The organism is Vibrio sp. NH-7 (assembly GCF_053643215.1).
Genome location: NZ_CM132187.1, coordinates 2,857,564 through 2,878,765 on the forward strand (window position 1 = coordinate 2,857,564; position 21,202 = coordinate 2,878,765).

The 21,202-nt window shown below is 48.8% G+C and carries 5 protein-coding genes, 5 tRNA genes and 9 rRNA genes; 3 read left to right on the top strand and 16 right to left on the bottom strand.

The genetic code is table 11. The features are described from left to right. The first annotated feature begins 235 nt into the window (after positions 1–235). Entirely contained in the window at positions 236–1,129 is an 894-nt protein-coding gene (gene metF, locus ACUALS_RS13285) for a methylenetetrahydrofolate reductase (protein WP_038186683.1), read from the top strand. A gap of 68 nt (positions 1,130–1,197) precedes the next feature. Here metF and zapB read toward each other — a convergent pair whose 3' ends face one another. Continuing rightward, positions 1,198–1,440 carry a cell division protein ZapB gene (zapB, locus tag ACUALS_RS13290; RefSeq protein ID WP_005474192.1) on the bottom strand — a complete coding sequence of 81 codons (243 nt, stop codon included), beginning with the start codon at positions 1,438–1,440 and terminating at the stop codon, positions 1,198–1,200. A gap of 293 nt (positions 1,441–1,733) precedes the next feature. Between zapB and glpX the strand changes: the two genes are divergently transcribed. After that, entirely contained in the window at positions 1,734–2,741 is a 1,008-nt protein-coding gene (gene glpX, locus ACUALS_RS13295) for a class II fructose-bisphosphatase (RefSeq protein ID WP_038186679.1), read from the top strand. A 618-nt stretch (positions 2,742–3,359) separates the two neighbouring features. Here the strand turns inward: glpX and ACUALS_RS13300 are convergent. From ACUALS_RS13300 to ACUALS_RS13365, 14 genes are all read right to left on the bottom strand, one after another. Next, positions 3,360–3,436 (bottom strand) — tRNA-Asp (locus ACUALS_RS13300). Positions 3,437–3,509: 73 nt separating this feature from the next. Then, a 5S ribosomal RNA gene (rrf, locus tag ACUALS_RS13305) occupies positions 3,510–3,625 on the bottom strand. A 90-nt stretch (positions 3,626–3,715) separates the two neighbouring features. Continuing rightward, a 23S ribosomal RNA gene (locus tag ACUALS_RS13310) occupies positions 3,716–6,604 on the bottom strand. A 251-nt stretch (positions 6,605–6,855) separates the two neighbouring features. Continuing rightward, positions 6,856–6,931: transfer RNA gene (locus ACUALS_RS13315), tRNA-Ala, on the bottom strand. A 38-nt stretch (positions 6,932–6,969) separates the two neighbouring features. Continuing rightward, a tRNA-Ile gene (locus tag ACUALS_RS13320) sits at positions 6,970–7,046 on the bottom strand. A 64-nt stretch (positions 7,047–7,110) separates the two neighbouring features. Beyond that, positions 7,111–8,662, bottom strand: a 16S ribosomal RNA gene (locus ACUALS_RS13325). A 316-nt stretch (positions 8,663–8,978) separates the two neighbouring features. Then, positions 8,979–9,094, bottom strand: a 5S ribosomal RNA gene (gene rrf / locus ACUALS_RS13330). Positions 9,095–9,184: 90 nt separating this feature from the next. Beyond that, positions 9,185–12,073, bottom strand: a 23S ribosomal RNA gene (locus ACUALS_RS13335). A gap of 263 nt (positions 12,074–12,336) precedes the next feature. Then, positions 12,337–12,412: transfer RNA gene (locus tag ACUALS_RS13340), tRNA-Ala, on the bottom strand. Between the two features lie 38 nt (positions 12,413–12,450). Then, positions 12,451–12,527 (bottom strand) — tRNA-Ile (locus ACUALS_RS13345). Positions 12,528–12,591: 64 nt separating this feature from the next. Then, positions 12,592–14,143 (bottom strand): 16S ribosomal RNA (locus tag ACUALS_RS13350). A gap of 316 nt (positions 14,144–14,459) precedes the next feature. Continuing rightward, positions 14,460–14,575 (bottom strand): 5S ribosomal RNA (rrf, locus tag ACUALS_RS13355). A 90-nt stretch (positions 14,576–14,665) separates the two neighbouring features. After that, a 23S ribosomal RNA gene (locus ACUALS_RS13360) occupies positions 14,666–17,554 on the bottom strand. Between the two features lie 265 nt (positions 17,555–17,819). Continuing rightward, a 16S ribosomal RNA gene (locus ACUALS_RS13365) occupies positions 17,820–19,371 on the bottom strand. The 16S, 23S and 5S rRNA genes sit together here with 5 tRNA genes alongside, the layout of an rRNA operon. Positions 19,372–19,972: 601 nt before the next feature. On the opposite strand from ACUALS_RS13365, the gene ACUALS_RS13370 reads away from it, so the two are divergent. Continuing rightward, the gene (locus ACUALS_RS13370) at positions 19,973–20,422 is read left to right on the top strand and encodes an RNA recognition motif domain-containing protein (protein WP_081984239.1); all 450 of its coding nucleotides are present in this window, start codon (positions 19,973–19,975) and stop codon (positions 20,420–20,422) included. On the opposite strand, the gene murI is transcribed toward ACUALS_RS13370, so the two are convergent. Beyond that, a complete protein-coding gene (gene murI, locus ACUALS_RS13375) occupies positions 20,388–21,176 on the bottom strand; it encodes a glutamate racemase (RefSeq protein ID WP_454448508.1) in 789 nt (262 codons plus the stop codon). The genes ACUALS_RS13370 and murI overlap by 35 nt on opposite strands. Positions 21,177–21,202: the final 26 nt, after the last annotated feature.

Here is a 21,202-nt window from a genome sequence, read left to right on the forward strand (position 1 = left end):
TAGGGCTGTTTCATACAGCCCTTTTTCATCCTGACTCGCAAACTCTGTCTAAAATCATAGACAGAGAACTCCAGTAAAGTGAACTTCAATATCGCTCATGATCAACTTGAATAAAATTCATAATTAGATTATTGACATTAAATGGTATTCAAGACATTCTGTGGACATATAGACGTCTAAACGTCAATTTAGGGATTTGGATTTGAGCGGGCAGAGTTGCCACAGGGAGAGTAAGATGGGATACACACACGCAGGTCATATTGACGCCTTAAACCAGAATATCGCTGAACTTTCTGACAACATCAATGTGTCATTTGAATTTTTTCCGCCAAGTAGCGAGAAAATGGAAGAGACGCTTTGGAACTCTGTGCACCGCCTAAAAACACTAAAGCCGAAGTTTGTTTCTGTGACCTATGGAGCTAACTCAGGCGAACGTGACCGTACCCACTCAATCATCAAAGAAATCAAAGCTGAAACTGGCTTGGTCGCAGCACCACACTTGACCTGTATTGATGCGAACCGTGAAGAACTCATTCAAATCGCTGATGACTACTGGAATAACGGCATTCAGAGTATTGTTGCACTGCGTGGCGATATCCCACCGGGTGGTGGTAAGCCTGATATGTACGCATCCGATCTTGTTACATTATTAAAAGAGCGTCATGACTTTGATATCTCGGTTGCCGCTTTCCCTGAAGTCCACCCTGAAGCGAAAAGTGCGCAAGCTGATCTTCTGAACCTAAAGCGCAAAGTCGACGCTGGTGCAAACCGTGCCATCACCCAGTTCTTTTTTGATGTCGAAAGCTACTTACGATTTCGTGACCGCTGTGTCGCAGCCGGAATCGACGTAGAAATAGTACCGGGCATCCTGCCAGTATCAAACTTCAAGCAAGCCTCACGCTTTGCTGCACAGAACAACGTAAAGGTACCGAGCTGGATGGCTAAACAGTTTGAAGGTCTGGATGATGATCCGACAACTCGCCAGCTAGTTGGTGCTAGCCAAGCGATTGATATGATCCGAGTGCTCAGTCGCGAAGGTGTGAAAGATTTCCATTTCTATACGCTTAATCGTGCGGAAATGACATACGCCCTGTGTCATACACTAGGTGTTCGACCTTCCGCTTCATAATCGATAAAACGTAAAAAGGTTGGCATTCGCCAACCTTTTTTCAATTCAGTCACAGATAAGTGTTCAACTTACTCGACTTCATCCATTTTACCTAGAAGGTTACGGATGCGATCTTGCCATGCAGCATGTTCTTGTTGCATCTGTTGAGCCTTTTGCTCCAATTCTTCGCGGCTAGAACGTAGCTCATTCGCCTCAAGAGCAAGCTTTTCTTTCTCTTCTTTCAGCTCTTCAACTTCCATCTGTAGCAAAGAAATAGTGTCGACTGCTGTTTGGATTTTCGCTTCTAGTTGTTCTAGTACTTCAAAAGACATCTTAGCCTACCTTTAGTGATTCGTTTATGTGAAGGGCTCTCCACTCAATACCTTCATTCTACTCAGCCCGAGAATGATAAACACGCCCTATATTCGATATTTTGTGCCATTCGGTCAAAAAAACAGCACAGCTTGACAATCCCCTGACTGAAAGAGATTCAAAGTGCGAACTCGAGGAATTTCGACGCTGCTTTGATCGAGTTCAATTCAAATCACACGAAATAGCAAACGTTTTCCTGTCATTGTGTTAGAATCCTGCCGATTTTCTCATTCCCCCTTACTTTGGAGCTATCATGAAACGCGATTTAGCAATGGCATTTTCTCGAGTAACAGAAGGCGCTGCATTAGCAGGCTATAAATGGCTTGGCCGAGGCGACAAAAACGCCGCCGATGGGGCCGCTGTTGAGGTGATGCGCTCACTGCTCAACAAAACAGAGATCAGTGGTGAAATTGTGATTGGTGAGGGTGAGATCGATGACGCGCCAATGCTGTATATCGGAGAAAATGTCGGTATCGGGGGCGATGAGGTTGATATTGCAGTCGACCCTATCGAAGGGACGCGCATGACCGCAATGGGGCAGTCTAATGCGTTAGCCGTTCTTGCTGCGGGAGAAAAAGGAAGCTTCTTGAAAGCGCCAGATATGTACATGGAGAAACTCGTTGTTGGTCCTGGCGCAAAAGGCTGTATCGATCTCCATAAGCCATTAAAAGAAAACCTAGAGAATATTGCTCAGGCACTGAACAAGACACTCGATACCTTGGTCGTCATAACACTCGCAAAGCCACGTCATGATGATGTCATTGCTGAAATGCAATCAATGGGTGTCAGAGTCTTCGCCGTGCCTGATGGTGACGTAGCAGCGTCAATCCTGACTTGTATGCCAGACAGTGAAGTTGATGCGATGTACTGTGTAGGTGGCGCTCCAGAGGGCGTAGTCTCCGCCGCTGTCATTCGTGCACTGGACGGTGATATGAATGGACGACTACTCCCTCGACATGAAGTAAAAGGGAATAGCGAAGAAAACCGCATCTACGGTGCTGCAGAGCTAAAACGTTGTGAAGAGATGGGTGTTGAAGCGAATGTAGTCTTAAAGATGGAAGACATGGCACGCAGTGATAATGTTGTGTTTTCAGCTACGGGTATCACTAAAGGGGACCTATTAGAAGGTATTACACGCCAAGGCAATATCGCAACGACAGAAACTCTGTTGATTCGCGGTCGCTGCCGCACGATTCGCCGTATCAAATCAATTCACTACCTTGAACGCAAAGACCCAGAAGTCAGAGATATTATTCTTTAACTCTCAGAGAGCATTATGATTTAAGGTCAGCTTCTGCTGGCCTTTTTATATCCGGAACAATTTGGGAATTGAAAGAGTACGCCTGCAATAGGTATACAGATTTAACCTCGTTGTATCCCTTCCAGAGCCCTCAACAAGTAATGAAACCCTCAACCTAAACTTTCCTAATGATTAGTATGCAAGCATGAAACGAAGCTTATTGTTATAGATTCAGCGATAGGAAAGTTACAGGCCAAAGACGTTTTTAGACTGGCGGCTCAGAATGGCTAGGCTTACATCCAATTAGAGCTCTCTGACACGCGAAGGCACGTAACGTTTAACAAAGCTCGCTATTTCTTGTTCTTACGGAGCTTGTTCATGAACAATCGCAGGCTATTTGGATAATACGGCTGAGAGTCATTGGTCAGCACAGAAGTTTTCTTGACCCAGAAACAACGAAAGCCTAGTCGCAAGACTAGGCTTTCAAATAAGTAGCAAAGTGATTGAATTGATACTCTATTGCATGGGTGAGCGCACGGGCTCGACGGTTCGATATTTCGGTTCGCAAAAAGTACGCAGCATTTTCAGAAATCTGAAACGTAAAAAAGCCCTAGTCTCTCGACTAGGGCTTAGTATAAGTGGCGGAGTGGACGGGACTCGAACCCGCGACCCCCGGCGTGACAGGCCGGTATTCTAACCAACTGAACTACCACTCCGCAGTGGCGTACTCGCTATCAAGCAAGTATCCATCTTTTGTCTTCACTTTTAAAAAGTGAAAATAAATTGGAAGCCTGGCGATGTCCTACTCTCACATGGGGAAGCCCCACACTACCATCGGCGCTAATTCGTTTCACTTCTGAGTTCGGCATGGAATCAGGTGGGTCCAAATCGCTATGGTCGCCAAGCAAATTCTTTAATTCGGAAAGCTGTTTGTGCTCTCAAAACACAATCAAGTAATTCTTCTATTGAGTCCATCAAAACCCTTTGGGTGTTGTATGGTTAAGCCTCACGGGCAATTAGTACAGGTTAGCTCAATGCCTCACAGCACTTACACACCCTGCCTATCAACGTTCTAGTCTCGAACAACCCTTTAGGACCCTCAAGGGGTCAGGGAAGACTCATCTCAGGGCTCGCTTCCCGCTTAGATGCTTTCAGCGGTTATCGATTCCGAACTTAGCTACCGGGCAATGCGTCTGGCGACACAACCCGAACACCAGAGGTTCGTCCACTCCGGTCCTCTCGTACTAGGAGCAGCCCCCTTCAATCTTCCAACGCCCACGGCAGATAGGGACCGAACTGTCTCACGACGTTCTAAACCCAGCTCGCGTACCACTTTAAATGGCGAACAGCCATACCCTTGGGACCGACTTCAGCCCCAGGATGTGATGAGCCGACATCGAGGTGCCAAACACCGCCGTCGATATGAACTCTTGGGCGGTATCAGCCTGTTATCCCCGGAGTACCTTTTATCCGTTGAGCGATGGCCCTTCCATTCAGAACCACCGGATCACTATGACCTGCTTTCGCACCTGCTCGAATTGTCATTCTCGCAGTCAAGCGGGCTTATGCCATTGCACTAACCTCACGATGTCCAACCGTGATTAGCCCACCTTCGTGCTCCTCCGTTACTCTTTGGGAGGAGACCGCCCCAGTCAAACTACCCACCAGGCACTGTCCGCAACCCCGATAAGGGGTCAACGTTAGAACATCAACACTACAAGGGTGGTATTTCAAGGACGGCTCCACCGATACTGGCGTACCGGGTTCAAAGCCTCCCACCTATCCTACACATGTAGGGTCAATGTTCAGTGCCAAGCTGTAGTAAAGGTTCACGGGGTCTTTCCGTCTAGCCGCGGGTACACTGCATCTTCACAGCGATTTCAATTTCACTGAGTCTCGGGTGGAGACAGCGTGGCCATCATTACGCCATTCGTGCAGGTCGGAACTTACCCGACAAGGAATTTCGCTACCTTAGGACCGTTATAGTTACGGCCGCCGTTTACCGGGGCTTCGATCAAGAGCTTCGTGCAAGCACTAACCCCATCAATTAACCTTCCGGCACCGGGCAGGCGTCACACCGTATACGTCATCTTACGATTTTGCACAGTGCTGTGTTTTTAATAAACAGTTGCAGCCACCTGGTATCTGCGACTCTCAATAGCTCCATCCGCGAGGGACTTCACCGTCAAGAGCGTACCTTCTCCCGAAGTTACGGTACCATTTTGCCTAGTTCCTTCACCCGAGTTCTCTCAAGCGCCTTGGTATTCTCTACCCGACCACCTGTGTCGGTTTGGGGTACGATTCCTTACAATCTGAAGCTTAGAGGCTTTTCCTGGAAGCATGGCATCAATGACTTCACTACCGTAGTAGCTCGACGTCGTGTCTCAGCCTTAGAGAGAGCCGGATTTACCTAACTCTCAAGCCTACGCACTTGAACCTGGACAACCGTCGCCAGGCCCACCTAGCCTTCTCCGTCCCCCCATCGCAATTGTAAGAAGTACGGGAATATTAACCCGTTTCCCATCGACTACGCCTTTCGGCCTCGCCTTAGGGGTCGACTTACCCTGCCCCGATTAACGTTGGACAGGAACCCTTGGTCTTCCGGCGAGGAGGTTTTTCACCCCCTTTATCGTTACTCATGTCAGCATTCGCACTTCTGATACCTCCAGCAAGCTTTACAACTCACCTTCAACGGCTTACAGAACGCTCCCCTACCCAATGACTAAAAGTCATTGCCGCAGCTTCGGTTTATAGCTTAGCCCCGTTACATCTTCCGCGCAGGCCGACTCGACTAGTGAGCTATTACGCTTTCTTTAAATGATGGCTGCTTCTAAGCCAACATCCTAGCTGTCTAAGCCTTCCCACATCGTTTCCCACTTAGCTATAATTTGGGACCTTAGCTGGCGGTCTGGGTTGTTTCCCTCTCCACGACGGACGTTAGCACCCGCCGTGTGTCTCCCGGATAGTACTTACTGGTATTCGGAGTTTGCAAAGGGTTGGTAAGTCGGGATGACCCCCTAGCCTTAACAGTGCTCTACCCCCAGTAGTATTCGTCCGAGGCTCTACCTAAATAGATTTCGGGGAGAACCAGCTATCTCCAGGTTTGATTGGCCTTTCACCCCTAGCCACAAGTCATCCGCTAATTTTTCAACATTAGTCGGTTCGGTCCTCCAGTTGATGTTACTCAACCTTCAACCTGCCCATGGCTAGATCACCTGGTTTCGGGTCTATATCCAGCAACTCGACGCCCAGTTAAGACTCGATTTCTCTACGGCTCCCCTAGATGGTTAACCTTGCTACTGAATATAAGTCGCTGACCCATTATACAAAAGGTACGCAGTCACACCACGAAGGTGCTCCTACTGCTTGTACGTACACGGTTTCAGGTTCTATTTCACTCCCCTCACAGGGGTTCTTTTCGCCTTTCCCTCACGGTACTGGTTCACTATCGGTCAGTCAGTAGTATTTAGCCTTGGAGGATGGTCCCCCCATATTCAGACAGGATATCACGTGTCCCGCCCTACTCGATTTCACTGAACACACATCGTCAACTACGGGACTATCACCCTGTATCGTCGGACTTTCCAGACCGTTCGTCTAACGCGTGTAAAGCTTAAGGGCTAGTCCAATTTCGCTCGCCGCTACTTTCGGAATCTCGGTTGATTTCTTTTCCTCGGGGTACTTAGATGTTTCAGTTCCCCCGGTTCGCCTCCTGCTGCTATGTATTCACAACAGGATACTTACTTATGTAAGTGGGTTTCCCCATTCGGAAATCCCAGACTCAAATGGTTTTTACTACCTAATCTGGGCTTATCGCAAGTTAATACGTCCTTCATCGCCTCTGACTGCCAAGGCATCCACCGTGTACGCTTAGTCACTTAACCATACAACCCCAAAGGGTCTTTGTTAGTAACCAAAGTTGTCTGCATTTTTATACATGTGCAGACACGATTTTGCCGGACTCAAATTCCAAGAACACTTGAATGTGTTGTATTGGTGTTTGTCTTAAAGACAAACATTGAGAACTTTACAATCAACAATAATTTGTTGATTTGTCAGCTTTCCAAATTGTTAAAGAGCTAGATTTTCTGATGAAAACCATGTTTAAAGATTCTTGTGAAAGAACACTTAAAGATGGTGGAGCTATGCGGGATCGAACCGCAGACCTCCTGCGTGCAAGGCAGGCGCTCTCCCAGCTGAGCTATAGCCCCATCAAGGTGTCGATACTGTATGCCAATTTCAAGGAAATTGGTGGGTCTGAGTGGACTTGAACCACCGACCTCTCGCTTATCAGGCGAACGCTCTAACCACCTGAGCTACAGACCCAGTATCGTCTCTAAAACGTATAAACCATCAATCTGTGTGAACACTCATCGCAATAATCATCGTATAAGGAGGTGATCCAGCGCCAGGTTCCCCTAGCGCTACCTTGTTACGACTTCACCCCAGTCATGAACCACAAAGTGGTGAGCGTCCCCCCGAAGGTTAAACTACCCACTTCTTTTGCAGCCCACTCCCATGGTGTGACGGGCGGTGTGTACAAGGCCCGGGAACGTATTCACCGTGGCATTCTGATCCACGATTACTAGCGATTCCGACTTCATGGAGTCGAGTTGCAGACTCCAATCCGGACTACGACGCACTTTTTGGGATTCGCTCACTCTCGCAAGTTGGCTGCCCTCTGTATGCGCCATTGTAGCACGTGTGTAGCCCTACTCGTAAGGGCCATGATGACTTGACGTCGTCCCCACCTTCCTCCGGTTTATCACCGGCAGTCTCCCTGGAGTTCCCACCCGAAGTGCTGGCAAACAAGGATAAGGGTTGCGCTCGTTGCGGGACTTAACCCAACATTTCACAACACGAGCTGACGACAGCCATGCAGCACCTGTCTCTCAGTTCCCGAAGGCACACTCGTATCTCTACAAGCTTCTGAGGATGTCAAGAGTAGGTAAGGTTCTTCGCGTTGCATCGAATTAAACCACATGCTCCACCGCTTGTGCGGGCCCCCGTCAATTCATTTGAGTTTTAATCTTGCGACCGTACTCCCCAGGCGGTCTACTTAACGCGTTAGCTCCGAAAGCCACGGCTCAAGGCCACAACCTCCAAGTAGACATCGTTTACGGCGTGGACTACCAGGGTATCTAATCCTGTTTGCTCCCCACGCTTTCGCATCTGAGTGTCAGTATCTGTCCAGGGGGCCGCCTTCGCCACCGGTATTCCTTCAGATCTCTACGCATTTCACCGCTACACCTGAAATTCTACCCCCCTCTACAGTACTCTAGTCTGCCAGTTTCAAATGCAATTCCGAGGTTGAGCCCCGGGCTTTCACATCTGACTTAACAAACCACCTGCATGCGCTTTACGCCCAGTAATTCCGATTAACGCTCGCACCCTCCGTATTACCGCGGCTGCTGGCACGGAGTTAGCCGGTGCTTCTTCTGCAGCTAACGTCAAACGAGCACGCTATTAACGTACCCGCCTTCCTCACTGCTGAAAGTACTTTACAACCCGAAGGCCTTCTTCATACACGCGGCATGGCTGCATCAGGCTTGCGCCCATTGTGCAATATTCCCCACTGCTGCCTCCCGTAGGAGTCTGGACCGTGTCTCAGTTCCAGTGTGGCTGATCATCCTCTCAGACCAGCTAGGGATCGTCGCCTTGGTGAGCCCTTACCTCACCAACTAGCTAATCCCACCTGGGCATATCCTGACGCGAGAGGCCCGAAGGTCCCCCTCTTTGAGCCGAAGCTATTATGCGGTATTAGCCATCGTTTCCAATGGTTATCCCCCACATCAGGGCAATTTCCCAGGCATTACTCACCCGTCCGCCGCTCGACGCCGTTATCGTTCCCCGAAGGTTCAGATAACTCGTTTCCGCTCGACTTGCATGTGTTAGGCCTGCCGCCAGCGTTCAATCTGAGCCATGATCAAACTCTTCAATTTAAGATTTTGTCGGCTCAATGAATACTGAACATTACATAAGTAATGTTTGAATTGACTGTGCTGAATCTTTCGATTCAATGGTCACTTCGTTTCATTGAAACCTAATTTGATACCGAAGTATCTAATTGGATTATCATCAACGAGTGCCCACACAGATTGATAGGTTTATATTGTTAAAGAGCTTTGCTTTCAGTGCCTTAGCACTTAAGCAGGACGCGTATATTACGCGATTGACTGTTGAAGTCAACATAAAACTCTAAAATAATTTAGAACTTTATGGTGACTTGCTTAGTAAATAAGCAAAGTCAAAATTAAAGCCTGGCGATGTCCTACTCTCACATGGGGAAGCCCCACACTACCATCGGCGCTAATTCGTTTCACTTCTGAGTTCGGCATGGAATCAGGTGGGTCCAAATCGCTATGGTCGCCAAGCAAATTCTTTAATTCGGAAAGCTGTTTGTGCTCTCAAAACACAATCAAGTAATTCTTCTATTGAGTCCATCAAAACCCTTTGGGTGTTGTATGGTTAAGCCTCACGGGCAATTAGTACAGGTTAGCTCAATGCCTCACAGCACTTACACACCCTGCCTATCAACGTTCTAGTCTCGAACAACCCTTTAGGACCCTCAAGGGGTCAGGGAAGACTCATCTCAGGGCTCGCTTCCCGCTTAGATGCTTTCAGCGGTTATCGATTCCGAACTTAGCTACCGGGCAATGCGTCTGGCGACACAACCCGAACACCAGAGGTTCGTCCACTCCGGTCCTCTCGTACTAGGAGCAGCCCCCTTCAATCTTCCAACGCCCACGGCAGATAGGGACCGAACTGTCTCACGACGTTCTAAACCCAGCTCGCGTACCACTTTAAATGGCGAACAGCCATACCCTTGGGACCGACTTCAGCCCCAGGATGTGATGAGCCGACATCGAGGTGCCAAACACCGCCGTCGATATGAACTCTTGGGCGGTATCAGCCTGTTATCCCCGGAGTACCTTTTATCCGTTGAGCGATGGCCCTTCCATTCAGAACCACCGGATCACTATGACCTGCTTTCGCACCTGCTCGAATTGTCATTCTCGCAGTCAAGCGGGCTTATGCCATTGCACTAACCTCACGATGTCCAACCGTGATTAGCCCACCTTCGTGCTCCTCCGTTACTCTTTGGGAGGAGACCGCCCCAGTCAAACTACCCACCAGGCACTGTCCGCAACCCCGATAAGGGGTCAACGTTAGAACATCAACACTACAAGGGTGGTATTTCAAGGACGGCTCCACCGATACTGGCGTACCGGGTTCAAAGCCTCCCACCTATCCTACACATGTAGGGTCAATGTTCAGTGCCAAGCTGTAGTAAAGGTTCACGGGGTCTTTCCGTCTAGCCGCGGGTACACTGCATCTTCACAGCGATTTCAATTTCACTGAGTCTCGGGTGGAGACAGCGTGGCCATCATTACGCCATTCGTGCAGGTCGGAACTTACCCGACAAGGAATTTCGCTACCTTAGGACCGTTATAGTTACGGCCGCCGTTTACCGGGGCTTCGATCAAGAGCTTCGTGCAAGCACTAACCCCATCAATTAACCTTCCGGCACCGGGCAGGCGTCACACCGTATACGTCATCTTACGATTTTGCACAGTGCTGTGTTTTTAATAAACAGTTGCAGCCACCTGGTATCTGCGACTCTCAATAGCTCCATCCGCGAGGGACTTCACCGTCAAGAGCGTACCTTCTCCCGAAGTTACGGTACCATTTTGCCTAGTTCCTTCACCCGAGTTCTCTCAAGCGCCTTGGTATTCTCTACCCGACCACCTGTGTCGGTTTGGGGTACGATTCCTTACAATCTGAAGCTTAGAGGCTTTTCCTGGAAGCATGGCATCAATGACTTCACTACCGTAGTAGCTCGACGTCGTGTCTCAGCCTTAGAGAGAGCCGGATTTACCTAACTCTCAAGCCTACGCACTTGAACCTGGACAACCGTCGCCAGGCCCACCTAGCCTTCTCCGTCCCCCCATCGCAATTGTAAGAAGTACGGGAATATTAACCCGTTTCCCATCGACTACGCCTTTCGGCCTCGCCTTAGGGGTCGACTTACCCTGCCCCGATTAACGTTGGACAGGAACCCTTGGTCTTCCGGCGAGGAGGTTTTTCACCCCCTTTATCGTTACTCATGTCAGCATTCGCACTTCTGATACCTCCAGCAAGCTTTACAACTCACCTTCAACGGCTTACAGAACGCTCCCCTACCCAATGACTAAAAGTCATTGCCGCAGCTTCGGTTTATAGCTTAGCCCCGTTACATCTTCCGCGCAGGCCGACTCGACTAGTGAGCTATTACGCTTTCTTTAAATGATGGCTGCTTCTAAGCCAACATCCTAGCTGTCTAAGCCTTCCCACATCGTTTCCCACTTAGCTATAATTTGGGACCTTAGCTGGCGGTCTGGGTTGTTTCCCTCTCCACGACGGACGTTAGCACCCGCCGTGTGTCTCCCGGATAGTACTTACTGGTATTCGGAGTTTGCAAAGGGTTGGTAAGTCGGGATGACCCCCTAGCCTTAACAGTGCTCTACCCCCAGTAGTATTCGTCCGAGGCTCTACCTAAATAGATTTCGGGGAGAACCAGCTATCTCCAGGTTTGATTGGCCTTTCACCCCTAGCCACAAGTCATCCGCTAATTTTTCAACATTAGTCGGTTCGGTCCTCCAGTTGATGTTACTCAACCTTCAACCTGCCCATGGCTAGATCACCTGGTTTCGGGTCTATATCCAGCAACTCGACGCCCAGTTAAGACTCGATTTCTCTACGGCTCCCCTAGATGGTTAACCTTGCTACTGAATATAAGTCGCTGACCCATTATACAAAAGGTACGCAGTCACACCACGAAGGTGCTCCTACTGCTTGTACGTACACGGTTTCAGGTTCTATTTCACTCCCCTCACAGGGGTTCTTTTCGCCTTTCCCTCACGGTACTGGTTCACTATCGGTCAGTCAGTAGTATTTAGCCTTGGAGGATGGTCCCCCCATATTCAGACAGGATATCACGTGTCCCGCCCTACTCGATTTCACTGAACACACATCGTCAACTACGGGACTATCACCCTGTATCGTCGGACTTTCCAGACCGTTCGTCTAACGCGTGTAAAGCTTAAGGGCTAGTCCAATTTCGCTCGCCGCTACTTTCGGAATCTCGGTTGATTTCTTTTCCTCGGGGTACTTAGATGTTTCAGTTCCCCCGGTTCGCCTCCTGCTGCTATGTATTCACAACAGGATACTTACTTATGTAAGTGGGTTTCCCCATTCGGAAATCCCAGACTCAAATGGTTTTTACTACCTAATCTGGGCTTATCGCAAGTTAATACGTCCTTCATCGCCTCTGACTGCCAAGGCATCCACCGTGTACGCTTAGTCACTTAACCATACAACCCCAAAGGGTCTTTGTTAGTAACCAAAGTTGTCTGCAATTTTTATACATGTGCAGACACGATTTTGCCGGACTCAAATTCCAAGAACACTTGAATGTGTTTATTGGTGTTTGTCATAAAGACAAACATTGAGAACTTTACAATCAACAATAATTTGTTGATTTGTCAGCTTTCCAAATTGTTAAAGAGCTAGATTTCTAATGAAACCATTTTTAAAGACTCTGCCTTCTATTTAAAGAAAGAAGAACACTTAAAGATGGTGGAGCTATGCGGGATCGAACCGCAGACCTCCTGCGTGCAAGGCAGGCGCTCTCCCAGCTGAGCTATAGCCCCATCAAGGTGTCGATACTGTATGCCAATTTCAAGGAAATTGGTGGGTCTGAGTGGACTTGAACCACCGACCTCTCGCTTATCAGGCGAACGCTCTAACCACCTGAGCTACAGACCCAGTATCGTCTCTAAAACGTATAAACCATCAATCTGTGTGAACACTCATCGCAATAATCATCGTATAAGGAGGTGATCCAGCGCCAGGTTCCCCTAGCGCTACCTTGTTACGACTTCACCCCAGTCATGAACCACAAAGTGGTGAGCGTCCCCCCGAAGGTTAAACTACCCACTTCTTTTGCAGCCCACTCCCATGGTGTGACGGGCGGTGTGTACAAGGCCCGGGAACGTATTCACCGTGGCATTCTGATCCACGATTACTAGCGATTCCGACTTCATGGAGTCGAGTTGCAGACTCCAATCCGGACTACGACGCACTTTTTGGGATTCGCTCACTTTCGCAAGTTGGCTGCCCTCTGTATGCGCCATTGTAGCACGTGTGTAGCCCTACTCGTAAGGGCCATGATGACTTGACGTCGTCCCCACCTTCCTCCGGTTTATCACCGGCAGTCTCCCTGGAGTTCCCACCCGAAGTGCTGGCAAACAAGGATAAGGGTTGCGCTCGTTGCGGGACTTAACCCAACATTTCACAACACGAGCTGACGACAGCCATGCAGCACCTGTCTCTCAGTTCCCGAAGGCACACTCGTATCTCTACAAGCTTCTGAGGATGTCAAGAGTAGGTAAGGTTCTTCGCGTTGCATCGAATTAAACCACATGCTCCACCGCTTGTGCGGGCCCCCGTCAATTCATTTGAGTTTTAATCTTGCGACCGTACTCCCCAGGCGGTCTACTTAACGCGTTAGCTCCGAAAGCCACGGCTCAAGGCCACAACCTCCAAGTAGACATCGTTTACGGCGTGGACTACCAGGGTATCTAATCCTGTTTGCTCCCCACGCTTTCGCATCTGAGTGTCAGTATCTGTCCAGGGGGCCGCCTTCGCCACCGGTATTCCTTCAGATCTCTACGCATTTCACCGCTACACCTGAAATTCTACCCCCCTCTACAGTACTCTAGTCTGCCAGTTTCAAATGCAATTCCGAGGTTGAGCCCCGGGCTTTCACATCTGACTTAACAAACCACCTGCATGCGCTTTACGCCCAGTAATTCCGATTAACGCTCGCACCCTCCGTATTACCGCGGCTGCTGGCACGGAGTTAGCCGGTGCTTCTTCTGCAGCTAACGTCAAACGAGCACGCTATTAACGTACCCGCCTTCCTCACTGCTGAAAGTACTTTACAACCCGAAGGCCTTCTTCATACACGCGGCATGGCTGCATCAGGCTTGCGCCCATTGTGCAATATTCCCCACTGCTGCCTCCCGTAGGAGTCTGGACCGTGTCTCAGTTCCAGTGTGGCTGATCATCCTCTCAGACCAGCTAGGGATCGTCGCCTTGGTGAGCCCTTACCTCACCAACTAGCTAATCCCACCTGGGCATATCCTGACGCGAGAGGCCCGAAGGTCCCCCTCTTTGAGCCGAAGCTATTATGCGGTATTAGCCATCGTTTCCAATGGTTATCCCCCACATCAGGGCAATTTCCCAGGCATTACTCACCCGTCCGCCGCTCGACGCCGTTATCGTTCCCCGAAGGTTCAGATAACTCGTTTCCGCTCGACTTGCATGTGTTAGGCCTGCCGCCAGCGTTCAATCTGAGCCATGATCAAACTCTTCAATTTAAGATTTTGTCGGCTCAATGAATACTGAACATTACATAAGTAATGTTTGAATTGACTGTGCTGAATCTTTCGATTCAATGGTCACTTCGTTTCATTGAAACCTAATTTGATACCGAAGTATCTAATTGGATTATCATCAACGAGTGCCCACACAGATTGATAGGTTTATATTGTTAAAGAGCTTTGCTTTCAGTGCCTTAGCACTTAAGCAGGACGCGTATATTACGCGATTGACTGTTGAAGTCAACATAAAACTCTAAAATAATTTAGAACTTTATGGTGACTTGCTTAGTAAATAAGCAAAGTCAAAATTAAAGCCTGGCGATGTCCTACTCTCACATGGGGAAGCCCCACACTACCATCGGCGCTAATTCGTTTCACTTCTGAGTTCGGCATGGAATCAGGTGGGTCCAAATCGCTATGGTCGCCAAGCAAATTCTTTAATTCGGAAAGCTGTTTGTGCTCTCAAAACACAATCAAGTAATTCTTCTATTGAGTCCATCAAAACCCTTTGGGTGTTGTATGGTTAAGCCTCACGGGCAATTAGTACAGGTTAGCTCAATGCCTCACAGCACTTACACACCCTGCCTATCAACGTTCTAGTCTCGAACAACCCTTTAGGACCCTCAAGGGGTCAGGGAAGACTCATCTCAGGGCTCGCTTCCCGCTTAGATGCTTTCAGCGGTTATCGATTCCGAACTTAGCTACCGGGCAATGCGTCTGGCGACACAACCCGAACACCAGAGGTTCGTCCACTCCGGTCCTCTCGTACTAGGAGCAGCCCCCTTCAATCTTCCAACGCCCACGGCAGATAGGGACCGAACTGTCTCACGACGTTCTAAACCCAGCTCGCGTACCACTTTAAATGGCGAACAGCCATACCCTTGGGACCGACTTCAGCCCCAGGATGTGATGAGCCGACATCGAGGTGCCAAACACCGCCGTCGATATGAACTCTTGGGCGGTATCAGCCTGTTATCCCCGGAGTACCTTTTATCCGTTGAGCGATGGCCCTTCCATTCAGAACCACCGGATCACTATGACCTGCTTTCGCACCTGCTCGAATTGTCATTCTCGCAGTCAAGCGGGCTTATGCCATTGCACTAACCTCACGATGTCCAACCGTGATTAGCCCACCTTCGTGCTCCTCCGTTACTCTTTGGGAGGAGACCGCCCCAGTCAAACTACCCACCAGGCACTGTCCGCAACCCCGATAAGGGGTCAACGTTAGAACATCAACACTACAAGGGTGGTATTTCAAGGACGGCTCCACCGATACTGGCGTACCGGGTTCAAAGCCTCCCACCTATCCTACACATGTAGGGTCAATGTTCAGTGCCAAGCTGTAGTAAAGGTTCACGGGGTCTTTCCGTCTAGCCGCGGGTACACTGCATCTTCACAGCGATTTCAATTTCACTGAGTCTCGGGTGGAGACAGCGTGGCCATCATTACGCCATTCGTGCAGGTCGGAACTTACCCGACAAGGAATTTCGCTACCTTAGGACCGTTATAGTTACGGCCGCCGTTTACCGGGGCTTCGATCAAGAGCTTCGTGCAAGCACTAACCCCATCAATTAACCTTCCGGCACCGGGCAGGCGTCACACCGTATACGTCATCTTACGATTTTGCACAGTGCTGTGTTTTTAATAAACAGTTGCAGCCACCTGGTATCTGCGACTCTCAATAGCTCCATCCGCGAGGGACTTCACCGTCAAGAGCGTACCTTCTCCCGAAGTTACGGTACCATTTTGCCTAGTTCCTTCACCCGAGTTCTCTCAAGCGCCTTGGTATTCTCTACCCGACCACCTGTGTCGGTTTGGGGTACGATTCCTTACAATCTGAAGCTTAGAGGCTTTTCCTGGAAGCATGGCATCAATGACTTCACTACCGTAGTAGCTCGACGTCGTGTCTCAGCCTTAGAGAGAGCCGGATTTACCTAACTCTCAAGCCTACGCACTTGAACCTGGACAACCGTCGCCAGGCCCACCTAGCCTTCTCCGTCCCCCCATCGCAATTGTAAGAAGTACGGGAATATTAACCCGTTTCCCATCGACTACGCCTTTCGGCCTCGCCTTAGGGGTCGACTTACCCTGCCCCGATTAACGTTGGACAGGAACCCTTGGTCTTCCGGCGAGGAGGTTTTTCACCCCCTTTATCGTTACTCATGTCAGCATTCGCACTTCTGATACCTCCAGCAAGCTTTACAACTCACCTTCAACGGCTTACAGAACGCTCCCCTACCCAATGACTAAAAGTCATTGCCGCAGCTTCGGTTTATAGCTTAGCCCCGTTACATCTTCCGCGCAGGCCGACTCGACTAGTGAGCTATTACGCTTTCTTTAAATGATGGCTGCTTCTAAGCCAACATCCTAGCTGTCTAAGCCTTCCCACATCGTTTCCCACTTAGCTATAATTTGGGACCTTAGCTGGCGGTCTGGGTTGTTTCCCTCTCCACGACGGACGTTAGCACCCGCCGTGTGTCTCCCGGATAGTACTTACTGGTATTCGGAGTTTGCAAAGGGTTGGTAAGTCGGGATGACCCCCTAGCCTTAACAGTGCTCTACCCCCAGTAGTATTCGTCCGAGGCTCTACCTAAATAGATTTCGGGGAGAACCAGCTATCTCCAGGTTTGATTGGCCTTTCACCCCTAGCCACAAGTCATCCGCTAATTTTTCAACATTAGTCGGTTCGGTCCTCCAGTTGATGTTACTCAACCTTCAACCTGCCCATGGCTAGATCACCTGGTTTCGGGTCTATATCCAGCAACTCGACGCCCAGTTAAGACTCGATTTCTCTACGGCTCCCCTAGATGGTTAACCTTGCTACTGAATATAAGTCGCTGACCCATTATACAAAAGGTACGCAGTCACACCACGAAGGTGCTCCTACTGCTTGTACGTACACGGTTTCAGGTTCTATTTCACTCCCCTCACAGGGGTTCTTTTCGCCTTTCCCTCACGGTACTGGTTCACTATCGGTCAGTCAGTAGTATTTAGCCTTGGAGGATGGTCCCCCCATATTCAGACAGGATATCACGTGTCCCGCCCTACTCGATTTCACTGAACACACATCGTCAACTACGGGACTATCACCCTGTATCGTCGGACTTTCCAGACCGTTCGTCTAACGCGTGTAAAGCTTAAGGGCTAGTCCAATTTCGCTCGCCGCTACTTTCGGAATCTCGGTTGATTTCTTTTCCTCGGGGTACTTAGATGTTTCAGTTCCCCCGGTTCGCCTCCTGCTGCTATGTATTCACAACAGGATACTTACTTATGTAAGTGGGTTTCCCCATTCGGAAATCCCAGACTCAAATGGTTTTTACTACCTAATCTGGGCTTATCGCAAGTTAATACGTCCTTCATCGCCTCTGACTGCCAAGGCATCCACCGTGTACGCTTAGTCACTTAACCATACAACCCCAAAGGGTCTTTGTTAGTAACCAAAGTTGTCTGCATTTTTATACATGTGCAGACACGATTTTGCCGGACTCAAATTCCAAGAACACTTGAATGTGTTGTATTGGTGTTTGTCTTAAAGACAAACATTGAGAACTTTACAATCAACAATAATTTGTTGATTTGTCAGCTTTCCAAATTGTTAAAGAGCAATAATAGCTCGAAGCTTACGCTTCAAAACCATCAATCTGTGTGAACACTCATCGCAATAATCATCGTATAAGGAGGTGATCCAGCGCCAGGTTCCCCTAGCGCTACCTTGTTACGACTTCACCCCAGTCATGAACCACAAAGTGGTGAGCGTCCCCCCGAAGGTTAAACTACCCACTTCTTTTGCAGCCCACTCCCATGGTGTGACGGGCGGTGTGTACAAGGCCCGGGAACGTATTCACCGTGGCATTCTGATCCACGATTACTAGCGATTCCGACTTCATGGAGTCGAGTTGCAGACTCCAATCCGGACTACGACGCACTTTTTGGGATTCGCTCACTCTCGCAAGTTGGCCGCCCTCTGTATGCGCCATTGTAGCACGTGTGTAGCCCTACTCGTAAGGGCCATGATGACTTGACGTCGTCCCCACCTTCCTCCGGTTTATCACCGGCAGTCTCCCTGGAGTTCCCACCCGAAGTGCTGGCAAACAAGGATAAGGGTTGCGCTCGTTGCGGGACTTAACCCAACATTTCACAACACGAGCTGACGACAGCCATGCAGCACCTGTCTCTCAGTTCCCGAAGGCACACTCGTATCTCTACAAGCTTCTGAGGATGTCAAGAGTAGGTAAGGTTCTTCGCGTTGCATCGAATTAAACCACATGCTCCACCGCTTGTGCGGGCCCCCGTCAATTCATTTGAGTTTTAATCTTGCGACCGTACTCCCCAGGCGGTCTACTTAACGCGTTAGCTCCGAAAGCCACGGCTCAAGGCCACAACCTCCAAGTAGACATCGTTTACGGCGTGGACTACCAGGGTATCTAATCCTGTTTGCTCCCCACGCTTTCGCATCTGAGTGTCAGTATCTGTCCAGGGGGCCGCCTTCGCCACCGGTATTCCTTCAGATCTCTACGCATTTCACCGCTACACCTGAAATTCTACCCCCCTCTACAGTACTCTAGTCTGCCAGTTTCAAATGCAATTCCGAGGTTGAGCCCCGGGCTTTCACATCTGACTTAACAAACCACCTGCATGCGCTTTACGCCCAGTAATTCCGATTAACGCTCGCACCCTCCGTATTACCGCGGCTGCTGGCACGGAGTTAGCCGGTGCTTCTTCTGCAGCTAACGTCAAACGAGCACGCTATTAACGTACCCGCCTTCCTCACTGCTGAAAGTACTTTACAACCCGAAGGCCTTCTTCATACACGCGGCATGGCTGCATCAGGCTTGCGCCCATTGTGCAATATTCCCCACTGCTGCCTCCCGTAGGAGTCTGGACCGTGTCTCAGTTCCAGTGTGGCTGATCATCCTCTCAGACCAGCTAGGGATCGTCGCCTTGGTGAGCCCTTACCTCACCAACTAGCTAATCCCACCTGGGCATATCCTGACGCGAGAGGCCCGAAGGTCCCCCTCTTTGAGCCGAAGCTATTATGCGGTATTAGCCATCGTTTCCAATGGTTATCCCCCACATCAGGGCAATTTCCCAGGCATTACTCACCCGTCCGCCGCTCGACGCCGTTATCGTTCCCCGAAGGTTCAGATAACTCGTTTCCGCTCGACTTGCATGTGTTAGGCCTGCCGCCAGCGTTCAATCTGAGCCATGATCAAACTCTTCAATTTAAGATTTTGTTCGGCTCAATGAATACTGAACATTACATAAAGTAATGTTTGAATTGACTGTGCTCTTATTGGTTTTCACTTTTGAAAAAGTAAAACAAAACAGCTCAAGGCTGCTTCCCAATTCGAATGGTCACTTCGTATCATTGAAACCTAATTTGAAGCCGAAGCTTCTAATTGGATTATCATCAACGAGTGCCCACACAGATTGATAGGTTTATATTTTTAAAGAGCTTTTTCTAACAACCACTTGGCTTAACACCGTGTTGCTAGGGGTGCGTATCTTACGCTTCCCGATTTGAGAGTCAAGCGTTATTTCAAACTTTCTTTTCTCTCTTACCGAGCGGTTTGTGACTTTCGTCTCACTCCGTGTCGGTGAGGCGGCATTATAGGGAGGTCTGAACGGATGACAAGTGTTTTTTTGAAATTAATTTTTGTTTGCTCAAAAAGAAATCAAAACGGTTGAAATAGAATAAAATTTCAACATTTGAGTCATGTCACATCAATGCGTTGGAAAAACGACAACCATATACGTAATATCTCTGTGTCTATTTTGTTAACAGTAGATACCGTTTTTTTAGTAAACCAATAGTTGTATTCCAATATGAATTCAAACAAATCGACCTTAATGATTGTCGCCGTCGCAATCATAGGTGCAATCCTCTTTTCGCAGGTCGCGTTATCACCTGCTATTAGTTTTGTGATTGGTGTTTTTGCTTGCGCTTTTGTTATCAAATTTTCGAACACCACTCCAATCGACGTGCCACATAACGACCCATCCACTAACACGCTCTACGTGGGCAACCTGCCATATAAAGCAAACGAATCTAACGTTAAGGAATTATTTTCTAAACATGGTGAGGTGTTCGCGGTCCGGTTAATGAAAGATAAACGAACAGGTAAAAGGCGAGGTTTTGGTTTCGTCGTGATGGCTGCAGCCGATGCACCGAAAGCGATTGAAGCGTTAAATGAAAATGAATACATGCAACGCACACTGAAAGTGCGCATTGCTAACGACCCTAAATCTTCAGCGGATAATGCTGAACAGAGCTAAACTGTAATTGGTTTAGTGCTCTATTCAATGCTCCCTCTTCCCAAGGGGGAGCGGTTGAAAAAATACTCCTTTCTCCACACTTCTCTTGTTTATTCACATCAAGAAGCGCTTCTACTCTTCTGGCAATAGCTTCACCTGAGTCCACCAGCAACACTGACTCTCCAAGCACACTCTGAATCTCCTCTTTAATAAGAGGGAAGTGAGTACACCCTAAAACTGCTACATCTATATGATGACGAAGAGGCTCTAATATATTGGTGAGTTCATCCAAGCAGATAGCTTTGCCACGTAGTTTCTCTTCTGCCATATCAACCAGTCGTGTCGAGCCAAGCATTTCTACTGGCTTACTTTGAGAGAAACTACGGATAAGATCGTGAGTGTATTCTCTTGTCACTGTCGCAGGGGTTGCGATTAAGCCGACGGCCTTATTCGCCATATTGGAAGCTGGCTTAATTGCAGGTACCACACCAACGACAGGAATAGTTAATTGAGAACGAAGCGTAGGAAGGACTATCGTACTTGCGGTATTACAAGCGATTACCACCAGATCAATGTCTTTTTCTACAACGAGACAGCCAATCAGTTTTTCGACTCTTGCAATCAAAGTATCATGGGCTAGCTCACCATAGGGGTAGGCTTCATTATCGAAGATATAGGTATAGTTAAGATGCGGAAGCTTATTGGCAATTTCTTGGAAAACCGACAGTCCGCCTACACCAGAGTCAAAGATAAGGATATTTGAATGATTCGTCACTTGAGTAACCCACGATAAGAGATGTG